Here is a 24,993-nt window from a genome sequence, read left to right on the forward strand (position 1 = left end):
CTATCTTTGTAGTTCAATTGCTAACTAACTAGATGCTTCGACATATCATTATCACATTGGCCTGCTTTTATAGTGGGCTGATTTATTCTCAGCCACCTTCTAATGATGATTGTGTAAATGCAATTTTTATTGACAATCTACCATTTGTTGACACCGTGGATGCAACACAAGCGACCAATAATTTAGGTTCGATAGATTTACCGGGATGTGGTGACATGAACGACGGTGTTTGGTTTAGTTTTTTAGGAACAGGAAGCACTACCCATATTGGAATTCAGACTGATGAATTTGATGTGGAAATCGGGGTGTATACCGGCTCATGTGATGGGCTTCGCTGTGTGAAAAGCATTGATGAATCATTTAGCAATGGGGGTGAACAAGGAAGGATCAAAACCATCCTGGGCTTAAAGTATTTTGTCAATGTCGGCTATTGGGATGAATCAGAAGGTCCAGAAGGAAATTTTACTATTGAAATTACATCGGAAAGTTCTCAAAATGATTTTTGCGGATTGAATGAGATGAGCAATCAGTTCGAAGCAGTGGAACTGATCAACAATGGTACTCAATCTGTTGCTGCCGATTTCATGGTCTCTGCTAACACTTCTGTTTTCACTTTAAATTCAATAAAAGTGAACCTGTTATCCAATACTGAAATTGATTCATTAGATATTGTCTTTTTTAACGACTTCAATGGCTTACCGGGTGATCAATATGGAGAAATTCTACGTAACATGATTCCAGCAGAACAACCGGTCATAGGCCAAAATTTAGACTTCAATTTTCGCGAAGTGACCATTAATTTAAATAATCCGATCAGATTTACTGGTAATGAGAATAGAGAGCAAAGATATTGGATCCAAATAACCGCCAAAAATGAAGACCCTTTAGAACCTATTGGTTGGGAAACCCTCTCTACCGGTGTGACCGGACTGCCATTGGCTAAAAAGCAAAGTGATCCAGGCTCATTGTGGCAATTGACAGAAAGTGAAGGTGTCTTACAATTGATCGGTGACTGTCTTGACCTTGATGGCTGCGCCACCGCCAATAGCTTGCAAGTCCAATTTGAAGATAAGGATAGCTTATTGGTTACCTGGAATGCTTCCAATGTATCCAATATTGGCTTTTCCGTCTTTGTATTTGAAGATGAAACCTTACAGGATACCATTATAGAATTGCAAGTTGACTCTACTCGAAATTTCACATGGATTTCAGGACTTCAAACCGGAACCCCATATATAATCGGATTAAAAACCTTATGTAATCAGGATGATTCAAGCATAATTTTCATTAATTATATGACAAGGAACACGCCTGCTAATGATAATCTATGCAACGCGAATTTTCTCGAAGTTAATGGTGGCTGTGCGGAAGCCTCTTTTACCAACATAAATGCAACTACTGAAGTTTCCGAACCCGGAGCCAACTGCTATGATGGAGGAGCCAATAGCACTGTTTGGTTTTCCTTTGTTGCTCCTCAAAATGGTACTGTGACGATTACCACAGATTTGCTGCCGGCCACTTTGTTGGATACTGAGATTGCTTTATTTGCAAGTCCAGGTGACTGCAATGATCTTTCAACATTATCCCAACCTATTGCCTGTGATCAGGATAGTGGTGAAGACATTGACTTCAATTCTATTTTATTTTTGGATTCGCTCACGCCAGAAGAAATATATTTTATCCAGGTAAGCGGATTCAATGGATTAACCGGCAACTTTTGTATTGAAGTTCAGAGTAATTCAGAGTGTGCTGCGGTGGGTGGCTTGTCCATTGATCAAATTGGCACCGATAAAGTAGAACTGAGTTGGAATAAGGTGGTAAGTGCTACAGGTGGTTTTACCTTATTTGGATATGAAGCTGGAACTGATGTGATGAACGAAAGTCCTCTATTTCAGATTGAGACTGCAGTAGATGAATCTTTTGCCACTATAGAGAATTTGGTCCCTGGCTTTGCATATGAAGTGTATGTTACGGCTAATTGTGAAGATCGTGGTATTTCTATCCTTTCTGATCCCTTAAACTTTCGTATGGGGCCAGCTACCCCAGAATGTGGCGACCTTTTTTATGATAGTGGGGGCATAGATTCCACCTATCAAGACAATGAAAAATATGGCTTGTTGATCGAATCACCTGGTGACCATACACTTTTATCCATTGATTTCAGTTTTGTAGACATAGAAACAGGTTTTGATTTTCTTAGGATCTATGATGGTTCTTCAGCTGAAGCCATAGAGTTATCCAATTCAGAGGATGGCATATTGGAGCCTGGATCCTACGAAGCATCACAAATGGGAGGAGACTTATATCTTACTTTTGAATCGGATGATCAGCTTAATTTTGAAGGCTGGGAGGCCACTTTATCTTGCATGAGTGTTTCAATAGATGATGATATGAAAAAAAGTGAAGTGAAAATCTTTCCGAACCCGGTTAAAGATGATATCACTATCACAGCCCGAGACCAAATACTTAAATTAGAACTAAGTAACTTCAACGGTGAACTGATCACAACCGTTGAACCATTTACCAAGCAATACCATATGAATATCGCTTCTTTGCTGCCAGGAGTATACCTGTTTGAAATCCATATGGAGCACTCTTTAGAGATTGCAAAATTTCTAAAGGAATAACTTGACTATGACTTGATGTAAGGTAAACCAGCAATGATATGAAGTGCTTGTTTTGTCGCATGAATTCTAACCCCTAAATCCATTCCTACTCTATGATCCAGATTGGTCGCGAAAAAGTATGCCTCATCTCCCATTTCGAGATATCCCACATACCACAAAATACCATTGGAACTCCACCCTGTCTTACTAATCATAGAATAATGATCTCCTGCTTCTGACACCATCATTCGCTTTGCAATTTCCTCTGTCCTTTTGCTGATAGGTAACTCACCGCTATACAATCGTTTCAAAAAAGCTATTTGCTCTAAAGAACTAATTTCAGAATCACCCATTAACCAAAATGTGGTCAGCGACTCCTGAGTCACCTCCATCTGTCCAAATTTTAACGATTCTACATATTTTTGCATTCGTTCAGCACCGACTTGATCTGCTATTCTTTGAAAACACGGAACGCAGGAATAATGAAAAGCTTGTTTAAAGGTTAGGTCCTGATTCCAATTTTCGACTGAACGTTCGATCCCATCCCATTCAAATATAAAATATTCGTCCTTTATTACTTCTGTTTCCAAAGCGATGAGTGAATTAGGTATCTTGAATGTAGATGCCGGTATAAATGCGGTTTCAGCTCTCTCAAAATCATTAGAATGATAAATGTCCCGTTTCAAGTCATAGATTAAAATTGATCCTCTTACTTGTGCAGAATCCAAAATAGCCTGAAAAACAGGTGCCGCACGTCTTTCATGAGTAATGTCAATGGGCTTTTGTGTAATCTGTGTTGAGAAATCGTAAAACCAAACAGAGAGAAACAATAAACTTGGTATCTTCATATCAATGAAATGAAAAAGTGAGCCATAATATTATAGCTCACTTCGAAATTATTTATGTAGTCGTCACAGAGACGGTTATTGTCCAAATTCGTATCCAACCCCTACCTGGAGAAATCTATTCTTAACGGATACATCGTCTATATTATTCCCATCTTGATCGGTGATATCGACCTTATTTAGGTTTCTAAATCCATAATTATACTTGATAGAAAAATTCAGCCCACTAAAATTTGCATTAGCCCCAAGTAAGAGACCATAATCAGATCTTTCAAATTGCTCCACACGGTCATTTGATGTAATCAAGACTCCATCCTGCCTGATGGTTTGCGCGGCAGCATATCCGATGTTTAAACCACCCAAAAGACTGATGGGTCCAGCAATTCTCAGATCGATTCCCGGGATAAATCGAACGTAGTGTTGTCTGATCTTGAAATCCTCGTCGGTACCATTCTGAATGTTTGCACCTTCACGAGAATACTGAAATTCTGCAACTGCTTTTATATTATTTGTTAGGGCAAACTTGGGAATAACACCCATATAATAGCTGAGAATATTGTCATGTTCCAATATGTTGGTTTCAAAAACAGAAGCTTTTCCATAATTTCCACCTCCTTCTACTAAAAGTGAAAACTGAGCATAGCTTGTGCCAATGAATAAAATGAACAACCAAATTGATAAAACAAAGCGTTTCATAGAATTTTATTTTTGTATGTTATAAAACTATTGATCTTACCTTTCGGTGTACTTAAATGTTCAAAAGAGATATACTTGATGCCTCCTGCAGGACAATCTTAACATGATGAGTAAATGGATTAAATTCTAAGCTCCTAATCTATCTCGATTTACAGAAAACCTACAATTGCCAAGACATTTCATTCGCTTTATTTCCAGCCTCATTTCTGATCATTGTAGCTTAGCTGTGATAGTACTAAATCCATTTAAGATGTCCCATTTTTATAAATCTCTTGTCATTCTTTTGTTCTATTTTTTATGCGACATCGTGAGCGCAAATGATTGTAATTGTACCATCGATGATGTATTTCACAATTCAGTTGAATCATGCACCATTACATACGGTGCGACAATTACAGTTGGCAGTCCGGCAGAATTCAGAAATGCCATCACCCACGCCAACAGTACGGGTGGCGATTTGACCATATTAGTCGAAAACGGAACATATCAGATTGCATCCCCATCCTGGTATCCCTACATTACTGCAAGCAATGTGGTCATCAGAAGTCTTTCCGGCATCAGAGATAGCGTTATACTGACAGGAACAGGGATGAGAGCAATATCTGATACAGAGAATGTGATTTTCGCAGTGGGAGACAGCATTGTCATTGCAGATCTGACCATTAGAGATTGTGGGAATCATGGCATTGCAGTTAGCGGTGATGCTCTGTTGGTACACAATATCAGGATTCAGAACACTTACGAACAAATGCTGAAAGGTGTGTCATCGGATGGTGGCTCTGATGGAAGCAAAGTGCAATGTAGTTTATTTGAATATACAGCAGGTGTAGGTCCTAATTGGTACATAGGAGGAATTGACGTTCATGACGGAGACGATTGGATGGTCAGGGATAATATTTTCAGGTCTATAGCGAGTCCTGCAGATCGTCTGGCCGAGCATGCCATACATTTTTGGAATCATTCTTCAAACGTGATCGCAGAAAGAAACTGGATCATCAATTGTGATCGGGGAATAGGTTATGGGCTGGGGACGAGCCCGGCATCTGGTGGTATCATCCGAAACAACATGATCTACAATGATGGCACAGGCTTGTTCGTAGATGTGGGAATAGGTCTGGAGAGTTGCCCAGATACAAAAATTTACAACAATTCGATATTTTCTTCATATACAAATGCCATTGAATATCGTTTCGAATCTACTACAAATGTTGATATTAGAAATAATCTGACCAACGGGCTCATCCGGTCTCGAAATGGAGGTACAGCGACACTTGGCTCTAACTTCACTAATGCTATTCCGTCAATGTTCAAGTTACTGGCTGAAGGCAATCTCCGCTTGGTATCAGATGAAATAGTGGGTGTTATTGATTCTGCAGATCCACTTGATGAAGTATCAGTTGACATTGACCAAATCCTGCGACCCAATAATAATGAAAATGATATAGGCGCTCATGAATATAGCAAAACTTCAATAGCATTGCCATTGATTCAAATTTCAGACCTTGAATTTTTAGGGGGATTTCGTATTCCTGGTAATGAGCAAGGTGAATCCAATGCCAATTACGCATCCGGTGCGATTGCCTATAATTCTTTAAATCATTCGATATTCTTAGTAGGACACAATCATGAAGATGCCATTGCAGAATTTGCAATCCCAGAATTAAAGCAGACAGAAATTATTGACGATTTAAACCTTGCTACCTTCCTTCAGGATTTCAAGCAAATCCTTGGAAGTACAACGAACGGAAACGCACAAAATCTTGATCAAATTACCGGAATGCATTTGATAGATGGTCGTCTCATGGTCAATGTCATTGAATATTACGATGCTCCAGGGGACAACAGTCAAACAACGCTTTTTGTAGAGTCACCTTCCAATCTCGCTTCATCCCTGGTTACGGGATATTATCATCTGGCTGATAAGGCTCATGCCGCTGGTTGGATATCAGAAATACCTGAAAGCTGGACTGCAGAATTAGGAGGTCAATACCTGGTGGGCAGTTCAAGTAAATATCCCATTGCAAGCAGGCATAGCATTGGCCCATCTGCCTTTGTTTTTGATCCCAGCTCTATGACTATCAACACTACTCAAGTGATTTCTACCATAAGCTTATTGGACTTTAGTTTAGCTACACCATTGCATGCAAATTTCTCGCATTATGACAATGCTTTTTATAATCTTATAGAAGTCAATGGCGAAACACCAAGTGGACACACCTTTCAAGATGCAGATGCAACGGTAGGCAACAATCACATTTGGACCAGTGAATCTCAGGCTAGTTATGGGTTCATTGTTCCTGGAACAAGCTCATATCTCACCCTCGGATCTTCCGGAGGTCATCAATCCGGAATAGGTTATAAAGCGACTCAAAATGATGGCTACTTATGCGGTGGTCCATGTCCCTACCACGCTGAAGATTACTACAACTATTATTGGCTCTGGGATGTAAATGACTTAGCAAAAGTTAAAAGTGGTATAATGAATCCTCATGATGTCCGACCTTACACTTATGGTCAGTTTACTGTACCATATCAAATTGATGCAAACAAAGGAAGTGTGGAATTTCATGAGATAAGCGGAGGAAGCTTTGATCCTTCCTCAGGCATTTTATACTTATCAATATCTGATGGAGGAACTCCTTCTAACAGTGTTTATGGACGAGTTCCAGCTATTGCAGCTTACAGAATTAATACCATCCTGGGAGAAGAAGTCAGAGATGGAATTGACAATAATGGCGACGGAAGAATAGATGAGACTTTGGTCAACAAATGGGTTGGTCCTCTTAATGGCAATTGGAATGAAAATGCACAAAACTGGAGCAGCAAACATTTTCCTAACAGCAATAATATAGTAGTCATAGGGTCTGGCAGTTCAGTGACCATTCCTATTGGTTTCACTGCAGAAGCTTTTTCAATCATTGTATCATCCAACGGAAAGCTTGATATACCTCCCGGAGCTGAATTGATCCTTAACGCAAGCGAATAGGATACTGCCTAATCATACAAAAACAATATTTTATGCTGCTTAATTATAAATTTCACAATTAATGGTGTAAATACATATAATTTATCAATGGTATTGCATTAATACATTGAAAATATTACTTTTATCTTTAGACCTTCGAAAAGCTTTAGTGCATTAAATGGAAACGACTTTTAAAACGATTTATAAAGATGTGATTAATAAGCTAGATTCTTATCTACCTTCACATCTCACCTACCACAGTACAGAACACACCAAATATGTAGTGAAACTATCTGAATACATTGGTAATAAAGTAGGACTAAATGAACGAGAGTTATTTCTGGTAAAGGTAGCAGCACTTTATCACGATCTAGGATTTATTATAGGCCCTGAAGACCACGAAGAAAAAAGCTGTACGCTAGCTATAAAAGATCTTCCTGATTACAATATTGACCAGGAAGAAATCGAAAAAATTTGCGGCATGATCATGGCCACAAAAATACCACAGGTTCCTACGAATATTTATGAAAAGGTGCTGGCAGATGCCGATCTTGAATATCTAAGTACGGATTCTTTTGAACGAATCAGTAACCTGCTTTACAAAGAATTGCAGCACTTTAATGACGATCTCACCCTCGATAAATGGAATGAAATACAAATTGCATTTATAGCAAATCATGAATACCATACACGATATTGCAAACAAAACAGAGAAAATAAAAAGCAGGAAAACTTGCAGAATTTAATTAATCTGTCTAAGTAAACTAAGCCTTAGCATTTTCTAATCTTTTCATGACCGATTTCACTGCGGCCAACAAGACAGTTCCGTTAGGACTGCCCAGACCGGTACAGGGGTCCCAACCACTACCTGCTTTATACGCACCATTCCCACCGTCATCTATTTCATTGAATGCCACTTTCACATCCTTATGATAGAAAATAGGGTTAGCAAAACCCATATTTCGAAATCCTTTCTCATTCAATGCTTGGTTTATTCTGGCAATTAAAGCAGCCCACAGAGGCGTCGCTGCGCTCGTACCCATTGCAATCTGTTGCGAATCTCCTACGTAAACCAATATGCCCGGAAAGGTTGAAGCATTGGCAGCGACATCGGGAATACCTCTTTTGTGACCATGATGTAAATGAGGAGGCATGTGACTTTTTTGATAGACTGGTAAATCCCATATTGTTGAAAAACCACCACCAGACTTAAAATGTACATCCTGTCCCATCAATTGCTGCTTTTCCTCCCAGCTATGTTCGTCGACTATGACACTGCCCTGAATATGAACCTGACTGCCTCCGACCGCTAATACCAGTGGATGTGAGGCTGGTAGCTGGATATTCTTTTCTTGCGTGGTTACGCCCAATACACCGGAAGAACCCAGGTCTCCTGAAGAAGTGATCACCGTAACATTTAAGGATGCTGCTTCGCGTAAAACCTGATCAAGAGTCAACTTATCATCTTCCGAAAACTCCTTTTCCAAACTTCCCCAACTCATCGAAACAATGGATGGTCGAAACTTACGGTCATGAATGGCTTTTTTAATAGCCTTGGCGATTTCAGCTCGTTTATTCCTGGCAAAATACACAACGATCCTTGCTCCTGGGGCCAGCGATGCAGCAATCTGTACATCCATATAAACCTCGTAGTCATATTGAATATTTTTCCCTGGCTCGTTCTTACCTCCGTTAACGCTTCTCCACGTAATTTTTGGCATAGAAATCTTCATATCCTTGAAATATTTCTCTAGAACACTTTTCTTGTAACCCCCGCCTAAGGAGATGATGGCTATGGTCTGCCCTGTTCCGTCCTGTTGGTTAGGGAAATTATACAATTTTTCAAAAGTGCTGGGGTTGACCGCTTTGCCTGCCAACATTGCACCTGGAATCCCTATTTCCTTCGGAAATATTTTCTTCGCCTTGACAGGTAGCGTATTGAGGCCGGAAATGCTTTCGACAATTGCCCCTAATTCTGCTGGTAGTTTGATATCATTCTGATAAAAATAGTATTGCTTACCATCAAGTACGGTAGATTTTATATCAATTTTTAAAGCTTTCTCTATGTCAAAAATCTTTCCCCTAACCACAGCCCATCGCTCTATGGCATTTTTAATTTTAATTTGAAGCTTGTTGGGTTTTAGAAAATCTTCTAATATCCTGAATGCATCTGCGGCTGGCAAATGGTGCTTATTATACTTTCTTCTTGAAATCAGTGCATTAAATTTTTGCTCTACATCTTGAATCAACTCCAGCGGCTTTAGCAATGAACTGCTTTCAGGTTTAAAAAAGATGGTAAAGTCTATGGTCTTCTGACCATCAGCTTTGAACCTCTTTTTTAAAAATTCATTTGCTGGAATGACTTCATTTTTGAAAACTTTGGTTTTAGCGGTTGTCATCGGGGTACATGTTTAAAGGTGGAGAAAAGGATGTTGAATCTTCATCTATTTTTTACTAAAGTTAGGAATTTGATTTGTATTTTCAATTTAATTAAAACTCAGATGCCCAAACCGAAAAACCCTAATCTTAATAGTCCGGAAAGTCTCTTTTTATTATACGATGACATCCGTACATATCTAAAAGATCCCCTCCTATCTCCAACTTACGATGAAAAATTGGAGAAACTATATCACCAAATTCCCTTTTCCGATCTAGTCAATCTGGAGATTAGACTGGATGGAAACCAACAGGTGGATGTCAATGTCATCTATAGAGAGGCCGATATAAAACCTCTCTTGGATTGGTATTCTAAACAAATGGATAATGATGGTATCAATCTCATCAGACTTGTTCAAGAGTGGAAGGACCATGGAAGTTTTATTCATAATGTGATGAATAATATTTGGCTCATGTATGATTTCGGAATAGAGCATAAGCTCCCGGTCACGCCCTGGATTATACTTACATTGGCGACTAAAGGATTTCCAGCTGATTTAATCAGAGACCTTTACGAGAAAACTGCTCGGCAGCTGACGCATGAAATAGGTCATGAGGAGTGGGACAGCTTTGAGAATTTACTATTGAAAATGCCAGAACATCTAAGTATACCCGCCGTAGGTCTGCTTAGTAGAGGTCATTTAAAATTACGCTTCGGATTACATGCGTTCCATTCTATGGAAGAGGTAATCGAAACGCTCTCTACGCTGGGCTGGGAGGGAAAGTCTGATTTTTTAAAATTCCATTATACATGGCCTGTCGATAATGCTTATTATACTGATATCGGTCTGACTATCGACAATGGCCAACTCGTCAAAAATATAGGTCTAGAGTGTTTTCTTGATAAAACAGATAATTACAGACATACTGAACTGTATCTTGATTTTTTGATCGATCAAGGTTGGTGCCTACCAGGGTATATGAAGGCTTTGCTTGACTTCATAGGAGAACATAAGGTATCTGCGGATTTGCTTCCTATGACTAAAAAACACCTTGTCAATAATGGTTCAGTTGTAGTAGAAAGATGGGTTTCTCACTTTAAGATGGTATATAAAGCAGACGGCCCTCCTGCTGCTAAGGCTTATCTGATTTATAACCTGAAATTTTAACGATGGATAAGCATTTGTCCATATTAAGACCCTTACTAGATGATTTACCGGATCATATTTTTCCTAAAATATATCAATCTAAAATTGCGGAGATTGCGTCTTTGCTTCCTCCATTAGAGCATGGGATCATTGAATTTACCGAGCGCCCGTATTCTCAAAGGGTAGACCTCATGATTTGTTGGTTTTATTCTGAGGCTAAGTCCAAAGGTTTTGTGCCAATGCTAGATCCATTTCCTGAATTCAAGGGCCTCGTGGAGTTCCTAGCTCATTGGAAAGATGAAGCGAAGTTTTTGAGCTCGATGATAGAAAATATTTACCTTGTTTTTGACCTTGTGGACATAGAGGCACCATTTGTTGAACCTTGGATGTATTTAGCATTTAAGAGATTGTATTTGCCGCCTGATATTATTCTCGACCTCTTTATCAAAAGTGCTTCCTTTCTTCCACATCAAATCCCTGGACCATCTATACCCATTCTATTGAACATTCTTGAGAGAACCAGAGACCCATACTGGGTTTTTGGTTTTGGTCTTTTGCATCAAAGGGGTGAGCAACTTTTACGTATAGGCATTGCCGACTTTCAAAACATAGAGTCCATTGCCCATTTTCTAGCAGAATGCGACTGGCAAGGTAATTCCGACAAGCTAAAAGCACACCTTATCTTCATTGAGTCTTTTACCAATAACTTTGTCTTGTCTCTTAAAATTTCAGATCATATTGAAACAGAAATTGGCATCGAATGTATTCTTTCAAAAATGAATAATTACAGCGCAGCAAGGATTCTGATTGATTATTTGGTAAAGCATAAGTTCTTTAACCACCATAGGGCTCAGGCCATCTTAAAGATATTGATTCCGGATCAATTAGTCCCTAAAGTGCCATTTAGATGGTTAAACCACATTAAGTTTAATTTTGATGGAGAAAAGATGGTAGCTGTTAAACCATATCTATATTATGAGAAACACTAATTTGAGGATTTCAATTTTTGATCTAAATATTTGAACAGAAGTTTCCGTTTGCCATCTGGCATGTCCCTGGAAGAAGGCATGTAGAGGTATTTTCCCCAGGCTTCTCTTACCATGATTTTTTTGAGAAAAGAATGAATCTTTTCAAAATGTTGGCTATTAAAAGGTGTGATGATTCCTGACGCTGGATAGATCAGATCATAATCTTTTAATAATTCTTCATAGATGATTTCAAATGTAAGTTCTTCTCCCCTTTCAACCATTTGATAGTCACAAAGTACTCTTACATTTATATAGGAAGAAGTGTGGAGCATATAGTTGATTAAATCTATCGGTATGACATTGTTTTCGAATGGAAAAAATACATAAAAGAAATTTCCATATCCCCTGTTAGCCAATCGGAAGGCAGATTGACCTGTAATCGAAATAGAGTCCAATATCTCTACGTCCATGCCTTTACTGTAACTTTTTGGCTGCAAGATGTGAACCGATATATCCGCTGGCTTCTCTGCTGGGCGTCCTCGATCAATTACTCTCAGTATGCACTTTTCAGGCGTACCGTCATTATTGAGGAAGTAATCACTATTATCCTTTTCTTCTCGATATAAGCCTGTTTGATCACTGATCAATCTGACGGGTAATTCCTTTAAAACTTGTGTATCCTTCCCTTTTAATGTTATGACAATAGAAATATCAAATAGCGCTTCAAGATCGACATCAGCGGGAATTACAAACTCGTAAATACCACCCTTCGACATGAAAGATTCCATTGACAAACAAGATGATTCAATCTCAATATGTTTAGATGGGAGATGGGGTTCAAAATAGTTGAAAACAATACGGCATTCATCGAATGCAAAGGGTTTATAATTTCCATTCACCAACTGTAAAGGCCATGCACCGATAAAATCCAACATGGTTTTCCGTTGAGCTTTGTCGATTTTGACATACGTCGCACCAAACTTTAATTTTTCCTTGAATGCTTTTCCGGGGACGAGTAGTCGATCCATACTAGCAGATCGCAATTCATTCTTTAACAGCGGATAGAAAGTACCCAGTATGCGTGTGCAAGCTGGATTAGAACGAGGACCCAGTTTTTCATAATCAGGTTGCTGATTTTCCTCTAACCCATATAAATCATATCGTACACCGATACCGAGTAGGTCTTCGGGACGATCAACATTCTCCTCAAAAAAGCTCTGTATATCGCCTTTGGCGCCTGGACTTTCAAATAAGATAGAGGTATAAAAAGTACCCGAACTGGCATAAATTTCAGATGAATCAACCATTCGGCTGGCATTGATCTGTCTTAAAGCCATCTTGTAACAGTTGTGCTTAAGCAATGTCGTTCCATTCTTTGATACCACTAAATGATCAGAAAAAACCTGGGTGAAAATGGACATGGCAGGAGAAACATCAATCATCACGGCATTTCGTTTTCCGAGATCATTCACAAAATAAACTTCTGACCCTAGCAATTCGTGGACCATTGATTGCTCAATAATTTCATCATCGTGCCTAAAAGTTTTTTCTTCAGTTTCAATACTATGGATCAAGACTTGTTCGAAAGAGAAATTCATAGTCCCATAGTAATTCCAATATCCCGGATGCAATCCTTGCAACAATTTTCCCTCTTTCTCCGTCTTAATAACCTGATAAAGAATGTGGAAATCAACATCTTCCCGATCCTCTCCCAGGGGTATGGTCATCCACCTTTTGAACTTCTCTGGAGTATTGATAGCACTGATAGAAATGTAAGTGTCACCTTCAGAATCATACTGAATGATTTTTTCAAACTCTCTGATTACCTTAAGGGTATCTTCTTCAATGATGTGGTGGATATAAATCCTTGGTGGAAGGACCACCCGAGCAGTGTTGGGTTCATAGCAAACCAGAGGGTAGTGATAATTATTGTTTCCAGTAGCAGGATCTATAACTGTTTCTCCGGAAAAATGTAGTCTGGGGTAATGAAATTGACTCATACCAAATCTACCTCTCGACGCTCTATGGGTTCATTGGCAAAATACATGTTTACTTCACCCATATTCTTGACTGGGAATTTGCCACGGAAAGTGCAATTAAATTTACCCTTAATAGCATAGTAGGTCGATTCTGAAATATTGATTCTACCTGGCTCACCGCCTGATTCCATCCTACTCGCTAAATTCACAGCATCTCCCCAAATATCGAATTGAAATTTCTTTTTGCCTACCACTCCTGCAGTCACAGCTCCGGTATGAATGCCTGCTCTCAGATTGATCCCTTCTACAGCCACGTCTATTTTTTCCCTTGCCCACTTTTGCGTAATTTCTATCATTTCGTAAGCTGCAAGGGCCGCATCCAGTGGATGACTTTCATTTTTGACAGGCATGCCTCCCACACACATGTAAGCATCACCAATAGTCTTTATCTTTTCCAGCCTATATTTAGATGTTACATCATCAAATTTGGAAAAAAGATAATCTAATCCTTCTACCAATTGGTCAGGATTCAATTCCTTTACCATGCTAGAAAATTTGGTGATATCTAAAAATAAGATCGTCACATTATCATAATAGCGAGGTGTTGCTGTACCCGTACTCTTTAATTCATCTGCCACTTCCTTAGGCAAAATGTTCTGAAGCAAAGATTCAATTTCCTGGGTTTGCTTAGATATTTCCAGCGTTCTTTCCCTCACTTTATCTTCCAATTCCCTATTTACTTTATCCTGAAGATCTGCATTGACCTGTAAATGTCTGATGATTCGGAGTTGTTTTTCTTTATTTTCTTTCATTAAGTAATTAATGGTATTGGCCAATGCCAAGGCGAAGAGGAGCATTTCAATTGTAGCGCCAACGAATAAGGCATGATTAGAAAAGAACTCCATTTCGCGAAAAGTAGGATGTACTTGACCTAGCATTGCAGCAATCCCGAAGATGAACCAGAAGATGTGGGCCGTGATTACATATATCGCACCTGGAAATTCATCTCGATAACTCTTGATCCCTACTGTAAAGACAATGATCATGAACGGTATGACCGAAACTACCATGAGATTAACCGCTAAATCGAATGAGAAGGGAAGTAAGCAAAGAACCAATACTAAAAAGATGCTGAGGTAATCTATAGATTTCCCCCATTTCGGATAACGTTCTGAAACTCTATAGAAATCTTTGACAAAGTAAAGCACGCATAAGGTTAGAATCACAGGTTGGACACTTTTAAATACAATTCTTATTTGCGGTGCATAGTCGAAGTTAGGAAACATTTCATTGAAAATGCCGGATACCTCTAGAACAGTGAGAAAAAGCACTACTAGTGATGCCAGGTAAAATCGGTAGGCTGTGTTTTTTGTAGAAATAGAGATAAAGAGATTGTACAGGAGCATCACCAGAAAAATACCGACATACATAAATGCTATCGCATACGAGATATTCTTACGCTTAAGTATTTTGACTTTCTCTGAAATGGTAAAACCCAGATTGGTCGGTTTAATAGATCCATTAAATCTCGGACTTAACTTGACTACAATCTCTCTTGAGGCATTGGCATCAACTGGAACTTCTAGCAGATTATTAATGCCTAATGGCAAGTCTATCATATAATGTGGGAGTAAATGACCAGTCCTTTTGACCACCATTAGTCCATCTTCCTTATAGGCCAATTCTATTAAACCCCAGTTTTTAAACTCTAAAATATAAGACTCATCAGAAGTGCTTTTATTAACCAATTCGTATTTTATCCAATAAGCATCATAGTCCAGATTGATTTCCTCAAGGCTGTTTCCATCTAGCATCTCGATCTCATTCGAAAAAAAACTCTGAAATTCTAAAACACCTTCTGGATCTAAAACGTAATGAGGAGTTGTGATTCTCTCACTATAACTTTCATTGGACAGCGTAATGCTCTGTGAATAAGCAAGACTTGTAGATATGAAGGTTAAAAGGGTGATTAAACTTGTTAGTTTCATTTTGTTTTATGGGCATTTCTCTAAAGCCTATCTTTTAATACAAGGAAAATAGTAATTTTTTACTAATTTGAGCCTGATAGCTTATTATTAATACAACATTCAATATAATGTCAACTAACCAAACCCTAGGTCAAGCGCTTGAAAAAGAAGGAAGCGAAGATCAAAAATCAATTTGTACTGAAGCAGCCTTAAATTTAACCAAAAGTGAATGTGTAGACATTCTTGAAAATCACGACGTCGGATTGCGACGTGCAGACAAAGAATCGCTCATGCGACTAGTGCGATTTAGAGTGAATAAAGTGATGCCGATACTTCCTTGGAAAGATGTAAAGATTGGCGAAGAAGTGAATCCTAATTGGTAACAGTATTACTTTCAGAAATTAAATGGTGCTACTGATAGCGAATTTATTCTGATGATTGAGAATAATGTCTTTTCAAGATAATATGAAAAGACATTATTTAATTTAAGCGGCTATCAGCCTTGAACCCTGGATAAAATATGTAATAATGGATTTTAATTCACTATATGATTTTGTGATATCGAAATTAGACAGCGAATTGCCGGACCATATTACCTATCATAATACGGAGCACACTAAATACGTCCTTGAATCTGCCATTCTGATTGCCAGGAAAGAGGGAGTAGGTGGAAATGATTTAGTTTTACTCAAAACCGCAGCACTTCTTCACGATGTAGGTTTCACTATTAGTCATAAAGAGCATGAGGCCTTATCCTGTGATATTGCCCAGAAAATTCTGCCGGATTACAACTATTTACCGGATCAGATCGATCATATATGCGAAATGATCATGGCAACCAAATTACCACAGAAGCCTAGGGATAAACTCGCTAAAATATTATGTGATGCCGACCTTTACTACTTAGGTGGAAATAGCTATGACGCTTACGCCAGTAGATTGTACAATGAGTTCAAGGCCAATCAAATTGTAAAAAATGAAAAGGAATGGTTGGCCTTGCAAATTGATTTTTTAAAATCTCATCAATTTTTCACTCAGACCGCCAGAAACAATAGAAATAAAAATAAAAGAAAAACATTAAAAGTACTTCGCAAAGAAGCAAAAGGCCAGATAAAGGGAAACCAGATCCAGTCTATCAAAGACAACATCATTGACTTCTTTTTGATGGTTATCGGTGTTTCGATCACGGCTTTTGCACTTCAAGGTTTTTTGGTTCCCAATAAATTTTTCGACGGTGGAATATCCGGAATTTCTCTGCTGATCTCACAAATTTTCGATATTGACCTTAGTATCATCATCGTTTTACTCAATCTACCTTTGATTATCATCAGCAACTATACGGTAGGTAGAAAATTTGCCATCAGAACCTTTATTTCCATCGCACTTCTATCTGTCGCACTTTGGTATATGCCTGATATCACTGTCACCAATGACAAGCTCTTAATAGCCGTATTTGGAGGTATCTTTTTAGGGCTGGGAATCGGCCTTGCGATGAGAGGAGGAACTGCACTGGATGGAATAGATGTGTTGGCCTTATACACTTTTAAAAAGACTTCCTTTAGTATGACAGAAATCATTCTAGCCCTCAATATTGTCATTTTTGCCATTGCGGGTTTGAAGTTTGGAATCGAAAGTGCATTTTACTCCATATTGACCTATTTCGCAGCCACGATCAGCCTGGGCTATGTAGTAGATGGTCTTCAGGCACAAACTGGAGTGACCATTATTTCCAATCAAAGTGAAGAGATAAAGTACAAGCTGGTCAACGAATTAGAGCGTGGAATTACTGTTTACAAGGGTGAAAGAGGCTTTTTACCCGGTCAGTACGAAGTCAGTTCGGAATGTGATATCATTTTTACAGTGATAAGGCGGTTAGAAATGAGAAAATTAAAAATACTGGTATACAGTGTTGATCCCAATGCATTTGTATTTGCCAGCACCATTAAGGAAGCGACCGGCGGTGTTCTAAGAAAGAAAGCAGGTTATTAAAATAAAAATGCCCGGGCGGGGACCCGGGCAAACAATAAACCAATCTCATAAAAAGATAAGACTATATAAAAAAGACGAAAATTCTTTTTTTAATCCACATTGTCATGGATGTAACTATTTCCTGATCTGAGCCCACCCTCATCATCTATGCTCACTGTATACCTACCACCCGGATGTGCAGAAGAATGTTCCACATCTTCTAATTCTACATTTCTTCTTGCATATGCCGGCACCTTAGTATACTCATTTACAGTCTTGGGATCATCTAAATTCTTGTGATTGTTTGCTCTCAAAGACTGTCTTCTAGACTCTTCTAATTCTCTCATTTTTCTTTCGTACTCCATTTCCTTCTGCGATTTTTCATCGTTCTTCTGCAAATCATAAAGGTCGAATGCCCTCTCTGCATGAACCTGACTAATGTTTCTTCGTGGAGCAGGATTGTCAAATTCTATGGTTTCAGCTGCTGGAGGCTCGATATGTGTAGAAAAGATATCATCTTCCTCTTCTTGCTGCACCATAGCTGTTTCTGGTTCCAATGGAACGACTATTCGCTCAACTTCTTTCTTGGTATTTGCTCTTCCTTTTTCTTCAAAACCCGTAGCAATTAATGTAATGCTCAACTTATCATCTAATTCTTCATCGTTGCAATGACCCCAGATTAGATTGGTTCCATATCCAGCTTCTTCTTGCATATACTCCGTAATCTCGCCCAATTCTGACATGGTCACCTCATGCTCAACAGAGGTTGTGATATTTAAAAGAATATGTTGTGCTCCACGGATATCGTTATCTTTTAATAGTGGTGAACTCAAAGCTTGCTCAATAGCAAGGCGAGCCCGATTTTCTCCCCCTATCAATGCATTTCCCATGATTGCTACTCCGGAATTTCTCATAACAGTATTCACATCTTCGAAATCGACGTTGATTTTGCCCGGTACAGTAATGATTTCAGCGATCCCCTTGGCAGCCGTAGATAAAATATTATCCGCATTGGCAAAGGCTGTGGTCAATTTTAAGTCGCCGTAAATCTCTCCCAACCGGTCATTGGAAATGACCAATATGGCATCAACATGTGCTTTCAATTCTTCCATCCCCTCTAGGGCCTGACGAGATCTCGTTAAGCCTTCAAACTTGAAAGGTAATGTGACGATTCCCACAGTAAGAATGTCCAGATCTCTTGAGACCTTCGCAATGATAGGCGCTGCACCTGTCCCCGTACCACCACCCATACCGGCAGTGATGAATAACATCTTCGTTCCGTCGTCTAAAAACCTGCGGACCTCTTCTACAGATTCAATGCAAGCCTGCTTGCCCACTTCCGGCTTCGAACCAGCTCCCCTACCCTCTGTAAGATTAGGTCCGAGATGAATTTTTACTGGAATAGGACTGGCTTCCAAAGCCTGATTATCCGTATTACAAATGGCAAAATCTACTCCCTTAATTCCATTAGAGTACATGTGATTTACCGCATTGCTACCGCCGCCCCCGACACCGATAACTTTGATGATGCTTCTGTTGTCTTTTACTAAATCGAATAACATAATGTTGAGTTATATAGTTATCTAAAATTCTGAGTCAGGACTTGCTTCAAAGAACTCTTTCGCATAGGTGAAAAGATTCTCATACCATTTTCCTGATTGCTTTTGGTTTAAATTAAATTCATCGTCTCCTACCATGACTTCCTCCTCTTTGCGAGGCTGATTATCCTTTGGCTTGTTAATATCCTCTGTATGTCCAGTGACTTTTCCATGTTCAATGGCATTGATTAAAAGGCCAACACCTGTAGAGTATATAGGGCTATCGACCATACCATCATACTTATGCGCCAGGTGTTCCGTAGGAATACCAATTCTGGTATTCATCCCTGTATGAAATTCACTCAGCAGATTGATATTTTTCAACAAAGAACCACCTCCTGTGATCACGATGCCTCCGAAAAGCTTACCTTCAAAACCGGATCTTCTGACCTCCCATAAAACATAGTCAAAAATCTCTTCCACTCTCGCCTGTATGATTCTTGCTAGATTTTTCTCACTGATTTCCTTTGGCTCCCTTCCTCTGAATCCACTGATCGTTATGATTCGATTGTCCTTGATTTCTTCTGCAAGAGCAGAACCAAATCTAATCTTTAGTTTCTCAGCATATTCTTTCATGACCGTACAGCCTTCCTTAATGTCATTGGTAATCACATTTCCACCAAAAGGAATAACCGCGGTGTGTCTGATGATCCCATCTTTAAATATGGTAATATCAGTCGTTCCGCCTCCAATGTCTACGAGTGCAATTCCTGCTTCTTTTTCCTGCTCGGATAAAACAGCTGCGGCCGATGCAATGGGTTCTAATGTAATGTCTGCAACTTCAAGACCCACTTTTTCCACACATCTCAGGATATTACGAGAGGCCGTGACCTGTCCCGTGATGATATGGAAATTAGCTTCCAGTCTTACCCCTGACATGCCTACAGGATCCTGAATATCCTGCTCATCGTCAACCGTAAATTCCTGAGGAATAACGTGAAGGATTTTATCTCCCGGAGGCAGTACCAAACGATACATGTCGTTGATCAGTTTTTCCACATCGGCATTACTGATCTCCTCCAGACCTTCTTCTCTCATTAGAATGCCATGATGATGAATGCTCTTGATGTGTTGACCTGCGATCCCTACATGGACTTTCTTAAATCTTACATTTGCGCTTTTCTCGGCAATCTCTACCGCATCCTTAATGGCTTTCACCGTTTTGTCAATATTGGAAACGACCCCCCGATTCACTCCCTCAGACTTCACTTTACCTATACCGAGAATCTCGATCTTTCCGTATTGGTTCCTGCGCCCTGCTATCGCGCAAACCTTCGTCGTGCCAATGTCTACAGCAACAACGATTTCGGATGTACTTGTTTTGAATTCATTCATAACGAACGTCTTTTTAGTCTTTTTAAAGTCTTTTAATTCCTGACAGTTCTGACGATCTCGTCATACTGAAAGTCAAGTAAGGCATACTTTCCCCAGCCTTCCCTGGTTAATCCTTCTTTATAAAATTGTTTGAGTTTAAATACTTTCTCATCCAGGTCGTCAACAGATCCCAGCAGTATCTTTTCATTTCCCAATTTCGGAACCAATAAATAGCTGCCATCCTTTTTAACATGGATCTGCTCAGTTAAAGCCTCTAAAAACTCGTCTTCATTCACCCTCCTGGCTAATTTGAAAATGGCATTAAACTGATGGTTTTCATCTTTTTTGTAATCATGGCTGTACTTGTTTACATTTCCGGTAATAACAGGAACTCTGACCGTTGCAATAGGACTTAAAGGCACAAAATCTCCATCTTCATCAAGGTAGTATCCTTCTTTACCATCACTGATTCGCACGATCGGATTCTTTTGCTTCAGAACCGTTCTCAGAATATTTCTGCCATCCATAAAAACATCGACTTCACCAATAAAATGATTGTTTTTAAGAATGCGCTCAATTTCAGCAACATCCAGTTGTTCAATATTCACCCGTTCTACATTGTATCCGATTGATTTTCGTACTTCATTCTTCACATACTCGCTATTGATCAGCTTCTTGGTTTTATCCTTATATGCAATGCTCACATGAAATGCACGCACACCCATTTGCTTCTTTTCCTGAATAGCAAGTCTGGATACTACAACAAAGCTCACAATGCTGAATAGAATGAGGCTCACCTTCAAAAACCTGTTTTCACTGATATATTTCTTTATATTTTTAATCATTTTCTTTTATCCATGACCTGATTTCAGGTGCAAACACATCTATATCTCCTGCTCCAAGTGTCATTATTAATTTTCTTTTTTTTCCTTTTATAATCTTCATAAGGTCTTCTCTCTTTACCACTTTTTTTTCTTTTAGGTCAATGGTTTCCAGTAACCTTTCAGAATTAATCCCAGGAATCGGCTTTTCTCTTGCTGGATAAATATCCATTAAGAGAAGCTCATCCACCTTACTTAGTTCGTCACCAAACTCACTCAAGAAGTCTCGAGTACGGCTGAATAAGTGCGGCTGAAATATGACCGTCATTTCTCGGTCAGGCCACAGACTTCTCGCAGAGCCAATGGCTGCTCTTAGCTCACTGGGATGATGCGCATAGTCATCAACGTACACCATACTTCCACCTTCGAATATTTCAAATCTTCTTTTAATACCACTGAAAGTCTTTACTCCAGCTTTTATCTGCTCCTTTTCAATCTCTAATATCCTGGCCACTGCCATTGCTGCACACATGTTTAATGTATTGTGCAATCCAGGCATCATTAAACTCACATCTTTTAAATCACCCTGATCGAAAACTTGTCTTCCTTCTTCAAATCTTAAGTTGCTAATCTTAAAGTCAGCTTCTTCGCCACCATAGGTGAAGACATCCACTCTTTTGTCCTTAAGCTTTTTCAAAAATCCATCGTCCAGCAATTCTATCAGGTCCTGCTGTATGATGACTTTTCCTCCTTCATTGACCTTCAACAAGAAAATCTCAAAACTCTCCTGCATCTTATTCTTCTCACCATAAATATCCAGGTGATCAGGGTCCATGGAAATCAAAACTGCAATTTCAGGTGATAATCTGTGAAATGACCGGTCAAATTCATCAGCCTCTATCACCGTCCATTCACTTTCCCCATAGCAATAATTAGATTCGAAATTATTGGCAATGCCTCCCAGGAAACAAGAAATATCCATGCCTGAGTGTTTCAGCAAGTGGGCAGTCATGGAACTGGTCGTTGTTTTACCATGCGTCCCCGCAACTGCAATGCACTTCTTCGCTCTACTGATCACACCCAGCATTTCAGACCGTTTCATGACCGGAATATCCGATGCCATCAAATGGTTAAGCTCCTGGTGATCTCCTGGAATGGCCGGAGTGTAAACTACAGCATCCAGTTGTTCCGGAATTTTTGCTATGTCATCTTCAAAATGGATTTTCATCCCTTCGCTTACCAACTTTTTAGTAAGCGCGGTTTCGGTTTTATCGTAGCCATGGATTTCAGCCCCCCTTTGATTAAAATATCTCGCCAGAGCACTCATCCCTATTCCTCCGATACCGATAAAATATAGTCGTTTCAAAGCATCTAGTTTCATAGATTACTTTTTTGCTATTTCAATAATTTCAAGTGCAATGTCTTTAGCTGCATTTACCTTTGCCAATGTTTTTATGTTTTGAGACAATTTACTCATCTCGTTTTCATTGTTAAGAAGCTCAGTAACTTGCTCTACCAATTGGCCTCTGGCATCTTCATCTTTCAGTAACACTGCTGCATTTTTATTGACCAATGCCATTGCATTTTTAGTTTGATGGTCTTCCGCCACATTTGGGCTTGGAACCAATATCGCCGGCTTTCCTACGATACACAACTCAGAAACTGTCAGTGCACCTGCTCTGGAAACGACCACATCAGCAGCCGCATAAGCAAGGTCCATTCTTTCCAAAAAGGCCAAAGCCTTTACATTGGGAAGTTTCGCAGTTTCACTTTGCACAAAATCTTCATAGTAGATCGATCCCATTTGCCAAATCCATTGCAAATAGGGATGATCTGCTATGAGTTTTGTGTTCAGTTGCATGGCCTCATTCAACGTTTTTGCACCGAGGCTTCCTCCGAATAAAAGTGTAGTTTTCTTATTTGGATCCAGTCCGTAGTGCACCATTGCTTCTTTATACTTATCCCCCAGGTCAACTATGTCTTTTCTCACGGGATTGCCCGTGAAAACGATTTTCTCTGAGGGGAAAAATTGTTCCATATTTGGATAAGCTACACAGATCTTTTTCACTTTTGCTGCTAATAGTTTGTTGGTTACTCCAGCATAAGAATTTTGCTCTTGAATAAGAGCAGGTATTTTTCTGGAAGTCGCCATCTGAAGCAGAGGTCCGGAGGCATAACCACCTACACCAACTACTACATCGGGTTTAAACTTTCTCACTATGTTGCCCGCTTTGAATAAACTGCTGAATAGTTTTATCGGAAACATCAAATTTCGTAATGTCAATTTTCTATGGAACCCACTGATCCAAAGACCTTCTATGGGAAATCCCGCTTTCGGAACTTTTTCCATTTCCAGTTTACCTTTCGCACCTACGAATAGGATCTCGGCATCTGGCTGTATTTTTTTAATCGCGTTTGCAATGGCAATGGCAGGGTATATATGACCGCCGGTGCCACCTCCGCTAATGATTAATCTCATCTTCTTCAATTTCTGTAAGCTCCACTTCTTGCAGCTTAGCTGTTTCTACATATCTGCTCACACTCAATATCACTCCCAGTGAAATACAAGTCATGATCAAGGAAGTACCTCCCATAGAAACAAGGGGGAGTGTCAATCCTGTCACTGGCACCAGGTTTACGGATACCGCTATATTGGCAAATGCCTGAACGACGATATTAAGACAAAGTCCCATCGCAAGTATGGCACCAAAAGTTTTAGGACATTGCGTCACCATTCGCGTACATCTGATCAATAATAAAAGATATAGCGCCAGTATCAGTAAGCCACCTATCAAGCCATACTCCTCGCAAATGATGGCATAGATAAAATCCGCGTATGGATATGGCAAGTAATTCCTCTGAATACTATTGCCTGGCATGACGCCAAACCATCCACCTTCGGCAATCGCAATCTTTGCTTGGTTAACTTGCCACATTTCATCAGTATTACCGCCATAAAAGAATATAGTAATTCTCGAAACCCAAGTTTCTACTCGGGTATATTCTGGAAAAGCATGTCCTAAAATGACCACTAATGACGCCACAGCTATACCCACAAAAAAGAGTAGGAAAATATATTTTAACTGAACCCTTCCGATGATCATCATCAGTAAGCAGGTGAAAAAGAGTAATGCAGCAGTCGATAAGTCTGCAGGCATGATCAAACCGCAGACGATCATTACTGGAATGATTAAAGGCAAAAAAGAACTCTTCAGATCTTTAATGACCTCTTGCTTTCTGGAAATCGATCTTGCAAGAAAAATGATTAATGCCAACTTGGCAAAATCCGATGTTTGGAACCTTTGGTCTAAAAAAGGTATGGTTAACCAGCGTCGTGCTTCATTAATTTCCGGTCCGAAGAATATGGTATAGCCCAAAAGTGGTATCGCGATCAATAGCAGAAGCGGCGCCCACCTGGAGTAAAACATATAGTCGAACTTGTAAGCGATATACATTGAAAAAAGACCTACACCTAGAAAAACAATTTGTTTCAATAATAGTAGTTCTGTGTTTCCTCCATGCGTTTTATATGCCATAGATCCTACTGCACTGTAAACAGCGAGTGTGGAGAATATAGCCAGAATGGTGACTATCAGCCAGATCAGCTTATCTCCTTTTAATCTATTATATGCATGTGTTATACTAGTCACTTACTTAATTGTTATTATTTCGGTTTTTGCTTTATCATCTCTTAAAGAGCAGGCTTTGCACTTTAGCCGCGCGCAGCTCTTAAGGAATATTT

Annotated in this window: 18 protein-coding genes; 7 read left to right on the top strand and 11 right to left on the bottom strand. The window is 39.4% G+C overall.

What is annotated here, in order from left to right; translation table 11 throughout:
- Positions 1–32: 32 nt before the first annotated feature.
- Positions 33–2,627 carry a T9SS type A sorting domain-containing protein gene (locus L2567_RS02745; RefSeq protein ID WP_235296160.1) on the top strand — a complete coding sequence of 865 codons (2,595 nt, stop codon included), beginning with the start codon at positions 33–35 and terminating at the stop codon, positions 2,625–2,627.
- 5 nt (positions 2,628–2,632) lie between these two features.
- Here L2567_RS02745 and blaOXA read toward each other — a convergent pair whose 3' ends face one another.
- Both blaOXA and L2567_RS02755 read right to left on the bottom strand, forming a co-directional pair.
- The gene (blaOXA, locus tag L2567_RS02750) at positions 2,633–3,454 is read right to left on the bottom strand and encodes a class D beta-lactamase (protein WP_235296161.1); all 822 of its coding nucleotides are present in this window, start codon (positions 3,452–3,454) and stop codon (positions 2,633–2,635) included.
- Positions 3,455–3,529: 75 nt separating this feature from the next.
- Positions 3,530–4,147: an outer membrane beta-barrel protein gene (locus tag L2567_RS02755; RefSeq protein WP_235296162.1), complete on the bottom strand. Its 618-nt coding sequence runs from the start codon at positions 4,145–4,147 to the stop codon at positions 3,530–3,532.
- Between the two features lie 250 nt (positions 4,148–4,397).
- Here L2567_RS02755 and L2567_RS02760 point away from each other — a divergent pair, with 250 nt between their 5' ends.
- Together L2567_RS02760 and L2567_RS02765 are read left to right on the top strand one after the other, a co-directional pair.
- Positions 4,398–7,133: a right-handed parallel beta-helix repeat-containing protein gene (locus tag L2567_RS02760; RefSeq protein ID WP_235296163.1), complete on the top strand. Its 2,736-nt coding sequence runs from the start codon at positions 4,398–4,400 to the stop codon at positions 7,131–7,133.
- Positions 7,134–7,290: 157 nt separating this feature from the next.
- Complete coding sequence (locus tag L2567_RS02765) at positions 7,291–7,875, top strand: HD domain-containing protein (RefSeq protein ID WP_235296164.1); 585 nt, start codon at positions 7,291–7,293, stop codon at positions 7,873–7,875.
- Between the two features lies 1 nt (position 7,876).
- Here L2567_RS02765 and L2567_RS02770 read toward each other — a convergent pair whose 3' ends face one another.
- Positions 7,877–9,511 carry a S53 family peptidase gene (locus L2567_RS02770; RefSeq protein WP_235296165.1) on the bottom strand — a complete coding sequence of 545 codons (1,635 nt, stop codon included), beginning with the start codon at positions 9,509–9,511 and terminating at the stop codon, positions 7,877–7,879.
- 102 nt (positions 9,512–9,613) lie between these two features.
- On the opposite strand from L2567_RS02770, the gene L2567_RS02775 reads away from it, so the two are divergent.
- Complete coding sequence (locus L2567_RS02775) at positions 9,614–10,657, top strand: hypothetical protein (RefSeq protein WP_235296166.1); 1,044 nt, start codon at positions 9,614–9,616, stop codon at positions 10,655–10,657.
- Positions 10,658–10,659: 2 nt separating this feature from the next.
- Positions 10,660–11,625: a hypothetical protein gene (locus L2567_RS02780; RefSeq protein ID WP_235296167.1), complete on the top strand. Its 966-nt coding sequence runs from the start codon at positions 10,660–10,662 to the stop codon at positions 11,623–11,625.
- On the opposite strand, the gene L2567_RS02785 is transcribed toward L2567_RS02780, so the two are convergent.
- Both L2567_RS02785 and L2567_RS02790 read right to left on the bottom strand, forming a co-directional pair.
- Positions 11,622–13,604 carry a hypothetical protein gene (locus L2567_RS02785; RefSeq protein WP_235296168.1) on the bottom strand — a complete coding sequence of 661 codons (1,983 nt, stop codon included), beginning with the start codon at positions 13,602–13,604 and terminating at the stop codon, positions 11,622–11,624. The genes L2567_RS02780 and L2567_RS02785 overlap by 4 nt on opposite strands.
- Positions 13,601–15,571, bottom strand: a complete 1,971-nt coding sequence (locus L2567_RS02790; protein ID WP_235296169.1) for an adenylate/guanylate cyclase domain-containing protein — start codon at positions 15,569–15,571, stop codon at positions 13,601–13,603. The genes L2567_RS02785 and L2567_RS02790 overlap by 4 nt, the downstream gene beginning before the upstream one ends.
- 107 nt (positions 15,572–15,678) lie before the next feature.
- Between L2567_RS02790 and L2567_RS02795 the strand changes: the two genes are divergently transcribed.
- Entirely contained in the window at positions 15,679–15,933 is a 255-nt protein-coding gene (locus tag L2567_RS02795; protein ID WP_235296170.1) for a hypothetical protein, read from the top strand.
- Between the two features lie 145 nt (positions 15,934–16,078).
- Complete coding sequence (locus L2567_RS02800) at positions 16,079–17,539, top strand: YitT family protein (RefSeq protein WP_235296171.1); 1,461 nt, start codon at positions 16,079–16,081, stop codon at positions 17,537–17,539.
- Positions 17,540–17,628: 89 nt separating this feature from the next.
- Here the strand turns inward: L2567_RS02800 and ftsZ are convergent, their stop codons facing one another.
- Genes ftsZ through L2567_RS02830 form a run of 6 tightly spaced genes read right to left on the bottom strand, consistent with a single transcriptional unit; the run spans position 17,629 to position 24,901 of the window.
- Complete coding sequence (gene ftsZ, locus L2567_RS02805) at positions 17,629–19,080, bottom strand: cell division protein FtsZ (protein ID WP_235296172.1); 1,452 nt, start codon at positions 19,078–19,080, stop codon at positions 17,629–17,631.
- Positions 19,081–19,101: 21 nt separating this feature from the next.
- Positions 19,102–20,451, bottom strand: coding sequence for a cell division protein FtsA (gene ftsA, locus L2567_RS02810; protein WP_235296173.1), 1,350 nt, complete (start codon positions 20,449–20,451; stop codon positions 19,102–19,104).
- Positions 20,452–20,483: 32 nt separating this feature from the next.
- Positions 20,484–21,275: a cell division protein FtsQ/DivIB gene (locus tag L2567_RS02815; RefSeq protein WP_235296174.1), complete on the bottom strand. Its 792-nt coding sequence runs from the start codon at positions 21,273–21,275 to the stop codon at positions 20,484–20,486.
- On the bottom strand, positions 21,268–22,632 hold the full coding sequence (gene murC, locus L2567_RS02820; protein WP_235296175.1) for a UDP-N-acetylmuramate--L-alanine ligase: 1,365 nt from the start codon (positions 22,630–22,632) through the stop codon (positions 21,268–21,270). The genes L2567_RS02815 and murC overlap by 8 nt, the downstream gene beginning before the upstream one ends.
- 3 nt (positions 22,633–22,635) lie before the next feature.
- Complete coding sequence (gene murG / locus L2567_RS02825; RefSeq protein WP_235296176.1) at positions 22,636–23,730, bottom strand: undecaprenyldiphospho-muramoylpentapeptide beta-N-acetylglucosaminyltransferase; 1,095 nt, start codon at positions 23,728–23,730, stop codon at positions 22,636–22,638.
- Positions 23,714–24,901: an FtsW/RodA/SpoVE family cell cycle protein gene (locus L2567_RS02830; RefSeq protein WP_235296177.1), complete on the bottom strand. Its 1,188-nt coding sequence runs from the start codon at positions 24,899–24,901 to the stop codon at positions 23,714–23,716. The genes murG and L2567_RS02830 overlap by 17 nt, the downstream gene beginning before the upstream one ends.
- Between the last annotated feature and the right edge of the window lie 92 nt (positions 24,902–24,993).

Origin of the sequence: Portibacter marinus (assembly GCF_021533195.1) — a bacterium.
In the GTDB taxonomy this organism is placed as follows: domain Bacteria; phylum Bacteroidota; class Bacteroidia; order Chitinophagales; family Saprospiraceae; genus Portibacter; species Portibacter marinus.